Raw genomic sequence first — 10744 nt, 5'->3', positions numbered from 1 at the left:
TAGTAGCACCGACCAAAGTAAACTTTGGCAAGTCAATGCGCACCGTTCGAGCGCTTGGCCCCTTACCGATGATAATATCGATAGCATAGTCTTCCATTGCAGAGTACAATACTTCCTCTACACTGCGAGACAAACGATGAATTTCATCGATAAATAATACATCATGATCATCTAAATTCGTTAAGATGGCAGCCAAGTCACCAGACTTTTCAATAGCAGGACCCGAGGTTATGCGAAAGTTAACCCCCAATTCGTTCGCAATTATACCGGCTAATGTAGTTTTACCAAGACCTGGTGGCCCGTAGAGCAATACGTGATCCAATGCTTCACCACGCTGCTTAGCCGCTTGAATATAGACATTTAGATTACCTTTGGCTTCTTCTTGACCTACATATTCATTAAAGAATTTAGGACGTAGACTATATTGCCATATATCTTCTTCGTGCTCGCCATTTCCGACAAGGCGTACTTCTTCATTCATCCTTATCGTCCTTTCCCAAGCTCAATCAAGCTGACCTTAATCAACTCAGATACATCGCGTTTACCATCATCTAAAGACTCCACAATATCCGCTACTTCTCGCTCAGAGTATCCCAAAGACACTAGAGCTTCAATAGCCTCTCCTGCAGCCCCACTTGCAGTAACGCCAATAGGCTGAATTACCGCCGGTGACTCCGTAGAAATATGTGTCATTTTAGCTAACTTATCCTTTAATTCAAGAACAAGTCGCTCTGCAGACTTCTTGCCAATGCCAGGCAATTTAGTTAATTGCTGAACTTGGCCATTGATAACTGCTAATTTGAAAGCCTCTGGTGTCATACCAGACAAAATGCCTAGCCCCACCTTAGGCCCTATACCAGAAACAGAAATGAGTAGAATAAATAGCTCATATTCCTCTTCCGTCCAAAAGCCATAGAGTTGCATCGCATCTTCACGTACGTTGAGATACGTGAATAACGTTGCCTCATGACCTTCGATCAATTGTTGACGCGTAGTGGTCGGCACATATACGCGATACCCTACGCCATGTACATCTACGTAACAAGACTCTTTAAAAAGATGTGTTACGATGCCCCGTACATACCCTATCATTATACCAACCTCTTCAATCTATCGTTGTGAGAACTATGAGCCGTGCAGATAGCGACAGCCAATGCATCCGCCGTATCATCAGGCTTAATCTTCTCACGAATCCCCAAAATATTCATCGTCATATAAATGACCTGATTCTTATCAGCCTTGCCGTAACCTGTGACAGCTTGCTTGATTTGTAGCGGCGTGTATTCATAGATTGGAATCCGTTGTTGCTCGGCAGCCAGTAAAATGACGCCCCGTGCTTGACCAACCTTAATAGCCGTCGTTACATTACGGTTAAAGAATAATTCCTCTACACCGAATTTATCTGGCTTATATTCCTCTAGAATATCACTGAGGTCATTAAATAAAATTTCCAACCGCTGTGAATCAGTTAATTCCTTAGGAGTTGTAATAGCCCCATAGACTACTGGTGTTAGTTTACTGCCCTTCATGTCAATAATGCCATATCCGCATATCGCCGTACCTGGGTCAATTCCTATAATTCGCACCCCAACCCCCTTAGTCTAAAAATGAGATAAGCTATCGCCTACCTCCAATACATAATCTATTTTATTATAGCACAATACCACATCGAAGTTCATGAATTTCCCTATAAAATTTTATAAGAAATCTATGAGTTTTCTTAACTTTTAGAAAAATTTCTAACATCATACAGCAATAGAAAAGGAGCACCCCTCGGAGTGCTCCTTCTAATTATTCTTCGTCGTCTGGCAAAATACCGTTGTGATATACGTTTTGTACATCATCAAGATCATCCAATACGTCGAGCATTTTTTGCATTTTTACTGCATCATCACCAGATAACTCAATAGTAGTATCAGGGATCATTGTAATTTTTGCAACTACTGTTTCGATGCCCGCATCAGCAAGAGCTGCTTCTACTGCATCATAATCTTCAGGTGCTGTGTAGATTTCAAACACATCATCTTCAGACTTAAGGTCTTCTGCACCAGCTTCAAGAGCTAGCATAGTTACTTCATCTTCGTCATGACCTTCTTTGTCTATAACGAATACGCCTTTAGATTTGAACATCCAACCTACACAACCGCTTTCACCAAGATTACCACCTTGTTTAGAGAACGCATGGCGCACATCTGCTGCCGCACGGTTACGATTATCCGTCATAACCTCAACAGTAACAGCCACACCTGCCGGACCATAACCTTCATATACGATTTCTTCGTATGCGTTCATATCCGTAGCACCGATACCTTTATCGATAGCACGTTGGATATTGTCCTTAGGAATATTGTTTTCACGAGCTTTTTGTAAAGCCAATTTTAAACGCATATTACCTGTTGGATCTGCACCGCCCATACGCGCTGCAACGGTAATTTCACGACCAATTTTCGTAGCCATTTTAGCTTTTAACGCATCGGTTTTACCTTTTTTATGTTTAATATTTGCCCATTTAGAATGTCCTGACATAGACGCCTCCTATTTATTCCACCATGCTTCGCCCCGTAAACGATCAAGAATAATCGATACAGCACTACGCACAGATAAGTGATTGTATTCGCCGTGACCATATATAGGTTCTAAAATATAGTCAAAGCTTTCCATCGTTTCTTTTGTCATACCATAACCGGTACCAAATAATACTAACACAGGGAGCGTCTCATTTTCAAGATGTTCACGCATCCGTGCATAGGAAATTGTATTATCGTAAGTACGAGCATCTGTGGTGGCTACAATAGGTTTTACACCTTCAATATCTTCGATAGTTCTTACCGCTACAGCAATAGAATTTACCAGTTCTACACCGGTGAAAGCATCTTTACGGTCAGGATTATAGGTAGAACCAAAGCCAGATTTCCAATGTTCCATAATAGTAGCTGCCAACTCTCGTTGTGCAGGTATATTATGAATGACAAAATATTTAGACACATCATACGTAATAGATGAGCGTGCAATGTCGTGAATATCATAATTGGTAATGGCCGTCGTAATGACCGCTTTATGCTTGTTCATAATCGGATAATGAACAAGTCCAATATATAAGTTAGCCAACGCCTTATGTCTCCTATAATGTAACAACAAATATAAACAATAGTAATACAAGCCTTAAACCTTAATATTTCTCACCCTATAATTGATGTACTACTAATTATCCTGCATAGTTTTTAATCGATAACTAAAGGTAGAAAATAAGCTTCTGTACCAGCAATTTCCTCTGGAGAAAAACGGGCTCCTACAGCAGAGGCTTGGTCCCCAAGCATAAAGCAAGACAGCGTCAAGCAGCCTTCTTTTGTACCACTATCTACAGTATGAACAAAACGTTTCTGTTGAATAAAATCTTGGTACATAACCTTTTTACTATCACGACAAACAATGTCATCATAATTGTCTACAAACTTTTCCATATAGACCTTTGCTTGATCGCCATGCTTTTCTACGACTTGTATATTGCGGCCCTCACGACCCCAGATTTCCTTTTGAATATATAGGCCCTCATCAAGGTTAGGGAAATCGCTTTCAAAATAGGACGGCGTCAAATAACGTTCAATAATATCTCGCTCAGGACCTGTAAAGAATTGATTAGTCAAGTATAAGGCATATACCAAGGACATAAATGACTTATTTTGCAATATAATCGCTTCTGGTGGATTAAATAAATTAAACCTGCCTGCATTATATAAATCTAAGAACATTTCACCTAATGGTTCCCCTGTCGCTGTCGTCTCATCGATCAACAATTCCATTGGATGCAAGCGGTACAGATTTGATGCGTGACTGCCATCAGAAAGTAAAATACCTTCATCATCAATGACCATGTCATAAAATGATAAAAATCGTACATCTGCCTCAGGACAAGCGAATTTCATCGTATTCATTAAAAACTTAGTAGTTCCTAAGTCTTCTAAGTAATCGTGAAAGCAAGCAAACACAAATGGATTAGGTCCACTACTATTAGCTGTATTATATTTACTATTTTCCCGAGAAGTGCGTTCATAAACGCGTTTCAAAAAACGTTCTAGCTCATCTTTAGCTCCAGCATTAGGATGTTCTTTATCAAAATAACGGGCCCCTACCTCATTGGCATAATAGCTTTCAATCAAAAAACAGGGGGTATCCGCATTAATTTCCACCATGCGCAATCGCCCCTGTGTATCGAGAACAAAATCAAAGCGAGACAGCCACGTAGGTAGGCCTAACGGATTCCCTCGATGAAGATAAGGAATCAGATTTCCAGGCATATCCATATTGAGGGCAAACTCATCAGGTGCCTGCTGAAAGATCTTAGTAGCCTTATAAAATATTTGGAATAACATACGAGATGCATGTCGTATTTCATCGTAAAACTCAGCAGGAAAGGATTGTACTGAAAGCGTTGGATATCGGTCGTCATATCCTTCATACTCTACAAAAGGTAATATATCCCTGTCCAACTCATCAATATAGGATTGCATAGTACCGCCTCCCATCACGAGCCACCAGAGCGTGAACCAGCACTACCAAAGCCCGACTTTTGACCTATAGAAGAGGCTTTTTGACTTCTGCGCTTCTCATAGTCTTGATAAGTACGTCGCCCCAAAGAAGTACGCACATTTGAACCTGTTGCTGTATGTACATAAGGCTCCTCATAGGGTTTTAATGGAGCCGCCACACGATATGTCATAGTTCGTCCATCCATACGAGCTGTAGGTGGATTAAATCCATGGAAAATATAGTAGCCTGCTGCAATACTTGGCAAAAGACTGGCTAAACCAGCATCCCACACTAAACTGCCATCCTTTTCTCGGTGAAAGGTAACGGATCGGTTATCATCAAACAACGCTGTTTCTTTACCATCTCCATGGTTCAGTAAAGAGTAGCGATTGCCTTGATTATCCTTTAATCGCACTTCCCCATCATTTGCTTCCGGGTAGATTTTATCACATACGGCATAAGCGATGTCATTCCAGTATGAAGACACACCAACGATGCCCGCCACAGCGGCAAAGGCACTCGTTATGTATATAGTTTTCTTACTTGGCTTATACATAGGACACTCCCTTAGTGCACAGCACCACTAACAACGAGAGCAAGACCTACAAAGATACCAAATACGAGAATACCCGCAGCTGTATTACCACGCATAATCTCTTCAGATAAATTATATTTACGATGCCATAGATTAATAAACATATAGCCTGTTACAAATAGTACAATACCAAGAATAGCATAAACAACACTTGCTACTACACCGTGCAATAAAGAAGTATCTGCTGTAGTAACTACAGGAGACATGATAACAGCACGCAATATTTCACCAATACCGATAAAGGAACCTGCAGATAGCCATGCTACAGCACAGTTACCACGTTTGATTTCTTCACTAAATTTACCAGGTACAAAAAAATCAATAACCGTGTTGGCAGTTAACATTAAGAAAATTCCAAAACAAGCATAAAAAATCGTCAATAATACATCAGGAATAAAAATCATGATAAACCTCCTAATATTGTCCCTTTATATTCATAATCAACGGTTAAACATATAAGCCTTATCAGCTTCATTAAGTTTGTGTACATCAAGGAATTTATCGCGCCCTCCAGTATCCCCTTTGCGAATCATATAGGCATAGGAATCAAGCACATGGGACTTTCGCATTGTACCATTAATAAGCTCCTGTTCCTCTGGCGTTAACTTTCCTGGTTCACATACCTTAATCCGGGTTTGACCATCTACGTTCGTAATAATATAGGCAGACTTAGCATCATAGAATACAATGACTTCACGACCTTCTTGTAAGTCCTCACCTTCATTTTTAATCTCCCCGTTTAAAGAATCGATTAATTCTAATGCGGTACTCACAGGATCTAAACTGGAAGTATATACATTTTCAGTATCCGAATCTGTCTTGGTATAATACACGGATGTGTCATGCATATGCTCCTTTGCGGTGTATGGAAATCCAAATGTAGCACGTACGTCACGCCAAGACAAATCCCCCTCCCAGCTAATAAGGCACATAAATAATAATGCACCACATCCAATAGCACTAGCAATTCCTGATAGACGGTTTTTCAGACGTTGATTACGTTTCTTTTTACTAATAGCATTAGCTTCTGCATCATTACAGAGACGAATGTTTCTCAAAGGGACACGAGCCCCTTCGGCAAACATTTTTTCCCCTTTAAACCAATTCTCTTCAAAGAATACACTAGCCCCACCTTCACAAGGCAATTGGTATTCCTTATAGCCAGCTCGGTCACCTACGGACGCACCACTATCACCGTCTACGTCTACAACCTTTTCTAAACCGATTTGATGTAATGTAAAGCCTTTCGGCGCACGCTTACGATAGGATGTTCTAGATACAGTGCACCACTCATTATCATTGTACTCGATGGTAACCCATATTTTATCAGTTCCCTCAACAGCCTCTAGGCCATATTCATGCCAATAATCACCAGGAGACTTTTGCATAGACGGTTTAGCCTTATAGGCTTGTTCCTGATCAGCTTTTGGAATAATCTCATTATATTTAATTTTTTCAGTTATTACATAACGGCTGCCCTGAACCTCAAGGACATCGTAACAATTAAACTCCATAAACAACCTCGTTAGAGTAGCAATAACCTATTTACGCATCTAAACTACTCTCTCTCCTAAACGGGATTTAATGAAATTAAGCTTTAAAGTAGCCTACACGTTCATGAATCGTTTCATTTTCAATAATAGAAATACCATATTGTTGCCCCATAGTAGCTGTTACAAGTATCTTAGCTACATCAGCAGTCTTTACAGGCTCTTGACTCATTAATACACGTGCTTTATTGATGACCCCAAATACAGCACAGCTAATACGCTCTACCAATTTAGGTTCTTCTCGAATTAAGGTAGCTGGTCGAGCAATAACGATCGTTTCAAATGGTAATTCTAGAATGACCTCTTCCAATTGCCCTTTCATGGATAGATAAAAGAATTTCGATTTTGGATTCGCCCCTAAAGAGGACACTAAGCCATATTTTTTTACTCCATTTTGAGCTGCAATACGCGCCATTTCATACTGGTAAGTATAATCAACTGTCCATTGTGCTTCTTTAGAACCCGCTTGTTTACGGTTGGTACCCATAGCAGAGAATAAAATATCCCCTGTTACTAAGTGCGCCCATTCACGAGGTTCATCAAAATTAACGATATGAACAGTTACCTTTGGAGATGTATACGTTACACGACGACGTACAAATACATGAACTTCTTGAATTTCATGATTGTCGATCAATGTTTCTACAATATGGCGACCTACTGCACCAGTAGCGCCTAATACTAAAGCTTTCATACTTCACCTTTATGTCTTTCAGACTCTTCTGCAACAATCTCTTTTAAAAGTTTAATTTCTTCTTTTGTTAATGGACGTTCCAACAAGTCAGGACGCAATAATCGTGTCCGTTTTAGAGCTTCCTTTTGACGCCAGGTAGCAATGTTTTTATGATGGCCACTGCGCAATACGTCGGGAACAGTCCAACCTCTAAATTCTGGGGGCTTTGTATATTGAGGGCACTCTAATAAAGGCTCATAAAAGGAATCTTCTTGGGCCCCACTAGCGGCACCTAGTACACCGGGAATCATGCGAGCTACTGCATCGGCAACGACCATCGCCGGCAACTCACCACCAGTTAACACATAGTCGCCAATAGAAATCGTTTCATCTACTAAATGTTCCTCTACCCGATAATCTACGCCTTCATAATGACCACAAATGAGCACCAACTGATCGTACATCGCTAATTCACGAGCCTTTTCTTGTGTGAAAGGCTGACCTGTAGGACCCATAAAAATAATGCGACGTCGTACACTTTCACTTGGATTACCAATAAGACTCATTTCATCACATAATTCATCTGTTTCAAAGTTGCTATTAATAGTACTATCATATTGAGCAATGACAGATTCTACGGCTTCAAAGATGGGAGGTGCCATCATAAGCATACCTGCACCACCACCATAAGGCGTATCATCAACTTGACCATGTTTATTATGACTAAAGTCCCGAGGATTAGTTACGCCCATAGATAAGCGTTCCGCTTCGATAGCCCGTTTTATGATGGAATGACTAAAAAAAGCATCAAAAAACTCTGGGAATAAAGATACGATATCAATACGCATAGACCGTCCTCTGTACTTATTAACTCACATAAACTCATTAGCATTATCTATATATAGCTATATTATATAACTTTTATCATAATATACCTATATGTAGATAAAATAAAACCGCCTAAAGGATTATATCCATTCAGGCGGATCTACGATCATCAATTTATTGTCCACATCAATGTCTTTAACGACCTCTTCAATGGCTGCAAATAATTGATCTGGTTCCCCATCTTTGGAAACCACATAGACATCATTAGCACCAGGTTGCAACACATCGGTCACCGTGCCAAGCACGTTGCCCTTAGTATCTTGAACCTCAAGACCAATGATATCAAAGATGTAGTAGCGACCTTCTGGCAATTCTACCAAATCTTCACGACGGACTTGAATTGCCTTCTTACTGAATAATTCAGCCGTGTTACGATCAGGAATTTCCTTAAAAGATGCTAGTACAAATTGCTTGTGAAATCGTGCGGATGCAACGTGGTATTCTTTACCATCGATGTAACAGGCATCCATATGCATAAACCGTTCTGGAAAATCGGTTTGAGGCATAATACGAAGATCACCCCGCACGCCGTGCGGGGCGATGATAACACCTATTGTGATGAAATCGTTATGCTTCATTATTGACGAAACGCAACGATTTTACCGTCTTCTAATAGGATTTCAGCGCCCATCATGGCATCCAAATCATCCCCGATTTTAACGGTAACTGTTTGCTCTAGAGTGCCTTGAGGAATTTCAGTTCCCAAAGCTAAACCTTGAGCATCTTTCAATTTAGCTGTTACTTCTTCTTTGAAAGCCAAGCGTTTATTTTTTTCTTCGTCGATTTGTTGACGAATAGCAGTAAGACTTGTTGCATCAACTTTAGCTGCATCAGCCAAAATACGTTGGGCTTGGAACTCAATTGCTTCCAAATCTTTATTCACCATATCAAGGCGAGTTTCAAGATCGGATACAATTTTCGCTTTCAAGTCTTCTGTTACTTTTGCTTTTACTGCTACAGGGACACGTAATGTCATTTCTTCCATTGGAATACTCCCTTTTAGACAATATCAACAGATATCTTTTTGTTCTCTTTAATAGCCGCCGCTTTCACCACAGCGCGAATCGCCTTCGCAATTCGTCCTTGCTTTCCGATGACTTTGCCCATATCCTCTGGGGCTACGTGGAGTTCATAAACCTCCATATTTCCCTTTTGGACCATGGTAACAGATACGGCATCAGGCTGCTTCACTAATGATTTCGCAATTAATGAAATTAATTCTATCATCACAGTATGCCTCTCTATTAATTACTTTTTAGCGTCAGCAAATTTTTGCATAACGCCTTGTTTTTTGAACAAGGAGCGAACAGTGTCAGTAGGCTGAGCACCTTTAGCTAACCAAGCCAAAGCTTTTTCTTCGTCTACATTAACGATAGCTGGTTGTTTAGTAGCATCATATTGACCAATAGTGTCAACAGGACGACCTTCACGTGGAGCACGTGCGTCAGCAACAACGATACGGTAGAAAGGAGCTTTTTTAGCACCTAAACGAGTCAAACGAATTTTTAACATGTGAAATTCACCTCCTTATACTGATGTAAGTGGACAGGTTCAGCGCCCCTGCCCATGTATTACATAAACGGTAATTTAGGCATTCCAGGGAAGCCGCCTTTACCGCCACGTAAACCTTGCATGCGCTTCATCATCTTCCGCGCTTCCTCAAATTGTTTCAACAAGCGATTTACATCTTGTACCTGTGTACCAGAACCTAATGCAATACGCTTGCGGCGAGAACCATTAAGAATATTTGGGTTTTCTCGCTCTGCTGCCGTCATAGATGTAATGATGGCCTCAATGCGGCGCACCTCTTTACTGTTCAAATCAAGGTCTTTCAATTGATCCTTAATTTGTCCCATGCCTGGCAACATACCAATAATATTTTGTAATGGCCCTAACTTTCTCACTTGGTTCATCTGTTTCAAGAAGTCATCCAAAGTGAAATTGTTTTTCGCCATTTTCTTAGCCATTTCACGAGCTTCTTCTTCATCGATAGCGCCTTGAACATTTTCAATCAATGTCTTGAAGTCGCCCAAATCGAGGATACGAGAAGCCATGCGGTCTGGATAGAATACATCGAAACCATCCATTTTTTCGCTCACACCAGTGAACTTGATTGGCAAGCCTGTTACAGCTTTGATAGATAATGCAGCACCACCGCGCGCATCACCATCTAGTTTAGTAAGGATAACACCATCAACGCCTAATTTTTCATTAAACGTTTGTGCTGTTGTTACTGCATCTTGACCGATCATGGAGTCTACAACGAGTAGAATTTCATGAGGTCGAACAGCAGATTTAATATTGGATAACTCGTCCATAAGGACTTCGTCTATGGCCAAACGACCAGCTGTATCGATGATAACAACATCTTTCAACATATGCGTACTTTGCTCTACGGCACGACGCGCAATGTCTACAGGGTTTGCACCCGGTGTTTCATCCGCAAATACTGGGATATCAATTTGCTTACCTACAACTTGCAATTGAGTAATCGCAGCTGGACGATATACG

16 protein-coding genes are annotated in these 10744 nt (G+C 40.6%); all 16 read right to left on the bottom strand.

Annotated elements, in window-relative coordinates:
- Nucleotides 1-481: AAA family ATPase (locus tag Q0F90_RS04485; RefSeq protein WP_296003740.1), on the bottom strand; the 481-nt coding region annotated here is incomplete at its 3' end.
- Between the two features lie 2 nt (nt 482-483).
- Nucleotides 484-1092, bottom strand: a complete 609-nt coding sequence (gene ruvA / locus Q0F90_RS04480; protein ID WP_296003738.1) for a Holliday junction branch migration protein RuvA — start codon at nt 1090-1092, stop codon at nt 484-486.
- Nucleotides 1092-1586, bottom strand: a complete 495-nt coding sequence (gene ruvC / locus Q0F90_RS04475; protein ID WP_296003736.1) for a crossover junction endodeoxyribonuclease RuvC — start codon at nt 1584-1586, stop codon at nt 1092-1094. Before ruvC ends, ruvA begins: the two co-directional genes overlap by 1 nt.
- Nucleotides 1587-1791: 205 nt before the next feature.
- On the bottom strand, nt 1792-2526 hold the full coding sequence (locus Q0F90_RS04470; protein WP_296003733.1) for a YebC/PmpR family DNA-binding transcriptional regulator: 735 nt from the start codon (nt 2524-2526) through the stop codon (nt 1792-1794).
- Nucleotides 2527-2535: 9 nt separating this feature from the next.
- Complete coding sequence (locus tag Q0F90_RS04465; RefSeq protein ID WP_296003731.1) at nt 2536-3108, bottom strand: RNA methyltransferase; 573 nt, start codon at nt 3106-3108, stop codon at nt 2536-2538.
- A 113-nt stretch (nt 3109-3221) separates the two neighbouring features.
- Entirely contained in the window at nt 3222-4508 is a 1287-nt protein-coding gene (locus tag Q0F90_RS04460) for a glutathionylspermidine synthase family protein (protein ID WP_296003729.1), read from the bottom strand.
- Between the two features lie 14 nt (nt 4509-4522).
- Entirely contained in the window at nt 4523-5083 is a 561-nt protein-coding gene (locus Q0F90_RS04455) for a hypothetical protein (RefSeq protein ID WP_296003727.1), read from the bottom strand.
- An 11-nt stretch (nt 5084-5094) separates the two neighbouring features.
- On the bottom strand, nt 5095-5526 hold the full coding sequence (locus tag Q0F90_RS04450; protein WP_009352625.1) for a DUF350 domain-containing protein: 432 nt from the start codon (nt 5524-5526) through the stop codon (nt 5095-5097).
- A gap of 36 nt (nt 5527-5562) precedes the next feature.
- A complete protein-coding gene (locus tag Q0F90_RS04445; RefSeq protein WP_296003724.1) occupies nt 5563-6636 on the bottom strand; it encodes a hypothetical protein in 1074 nt (357 codons plus the stop codon).
- Between the two features lie 76 nt (nt 6637-6712).
- On the bottom strand, nt 6713-7366 hold the full coding sequence (locus Q0F90_RS04440; protein ID WP_296003722.1) for an NAD(P)H-binding protein: 654 nt from the start codon (nt 7364-7366) through the stop codon (nt 6713-6715).
- Nucleotides 7363-8193 carry a tRNA (guanosine(37)-N1)-methyltransferase TrmD gene (gene trmD / locus Q0F90_RS04435; RefSeq protein WP_296003720.1) on the bottom strand — a complete coding sequence of 277 codons (831 nt, stop codon included), beginning with the start codon at nt 8191-8193 and terminating at the stop codon, nt 7363-7365. The genes Q0F90_RS04440 and trmD overlap by 4 nt, the downstream gene beginning before the upstream one ends.
- Before the next feature lie 120 nt (nt 8194-8313).
- Complete coding sequence (gene rimM, locus Q0F90_RS04430; protein WP_296003717.1) at nt 8314-8811, bottom strand: ribosome maturation factor RimM; 498 nt, start codon at nt 8809-8811, stop codon at nt 8314-8316.
- Nucleotides 8811-9218 (bottom strand): YlqD family protein, encoded by a 408-nt coding sequence (locus Q0F90_RS04425; RefSeq protein WP_005387339.1) that lies wholly within the window; start codon nt 9216-9218, stop codon nt 8811-8813. Before Q0F90_RS04425 ends, rimM begins: the two co-directional genes overlap by 1 nt.
- 14 nt (nt 9219-9232) lie before the next feature.
- Nucleotides 9233-9460: a KH domain-containing protein gene (locus tag Q0F90_RS04420; RefSeq protein ID WP_009352618.1), complete on the bottom strand. Its 228-nt coding sequence runs from the start codon at nt 9458-9460 to the stop codon at nt 9233-9235.
- Nucleotides 9461-9481: 21 nt separating this feature from the next.
- A complete protein-coding gene (gene rpsP, locus Q0F90_RS04415; protein WP_004695565.1) occupies nt 9482-9745 on the bottom strand; it encodes a 30S ribosomal protein S16 in 264 nt (87 codons plus the stop codon).
- A gap of 59 nt (nt 9746-9804) precedes the next feature.
- Nucleotides 9805-10744 (bottom strand): signal recognition particle protein (locus Q0F90_RS04410; RefSeq protein ID WP_296003715.1); only part of this gene is annotated, 940 nt, incomplete at its 5' end.

It is taken from the genome of uncultured Veillonella sp., assembly GCF_934190855.1.
Classification (GTDB): domain Bacteria; phylum Bacillota; class Negativicutes; order Veillonellales; family Veillonellaceae; genus Veillonella.
The sequence above is the reverse complement of the archived record's forward strand: the minus strand, read 5'-3'. Positions and strand labels throughout refer to the sequence as shown.

What these genes read in the sequence shown, in the direction of transcription:
- ruvA (WP_296003738.1), bottom strand. Translation starts at nt 1,092, where the DNA reads ATGATAGGGTATGTACGGGGCATCGTAACACATCTTTTTAAAGAGTCT.
- Q0F90_RS04425 (WP_005387339.1), bottom strand. Translation starts at nt 9,218, where the DNA reads ATGGAAGAAATGACATTACGTGTCCCTGTAGCAGTAAAAGCAAAAGTA.
- Q0F90_RS04460 (WP_296003729.1), bottom strand. Translation starts at nt 4,508, where the DNA reads ATGCAATCCTATATTGATGAGTTGGACAGGGATATATTACCTTTTGTA.
- Q0F90_RS04420 (WP_009352618.1), bottom strand. Translation starts at nt 9,460, where the DNA reads ATGATAGAATTAATTTCATTAATTGCGAAATCATTAGTGAAGCAGCCT.
- Q0F90_RS04445 (WP_296003724.1), bottom strand. Translation starts at nt 6,636, where the DNA reads ATGGAGTTTAATTGTTACGATGTCCTTGAGGTTCAGGGCAGCCGTTAT.
- rpsP (WP_004695565.1), bottom strand. Translation starts at nt 9,745, where the DNA reads ATGTTAAAAATTCGTTTGACTCGTTTAGGTGCTAAAAAAGCTCCTTTC.
- Q0F90_RS04455 (WP_296003727.1), bottom strand. Translation starts at nt 5,083, where the DNA reads ATGTATAAGCCAAGTAAGAAAACTATATACATAACGAGTGCCTTTGCC.
- Q0F90_RS04450 (WP_009352625.1), bottom strand. Translation starts at nt 5,526, where the DNA reads ATGATTTTTATTCCTGATGTATTATTGACGATTTTTTATGCTTGTTTT.
- trmD (WP_296003720.1), bottom strand. Translation starts at nt 8,193, where the DNA reads ATGCGTATTGATATCGTATCTTTATTCCCAGAGTTTTTTGATGCTTTT.
- Q0F90_RS04470 (WP_296003733.1), bottom strand. Translation starts at nt 2,526, where the DNA reads ATGTCAGGACATTCTAAATGGGCAAATATTAAACATAAAAAAGGTAAA.
- rimM (WP_296003717.1), bottom strand. Translation starts at nt 8,811, where the DNA reads ATGAAGCATAACGATTTCATCACAATAGGTGTTATCATCGCCCCGCAC.
- Q0F90_RS04440 (WP_296003722.1), bottom strand. Translation starts at nt 7,366, where the DNA reads ATGAAAGCTTTAGTATTAGGCGCTACTGGTGCAGTAGGTCGCCATATT.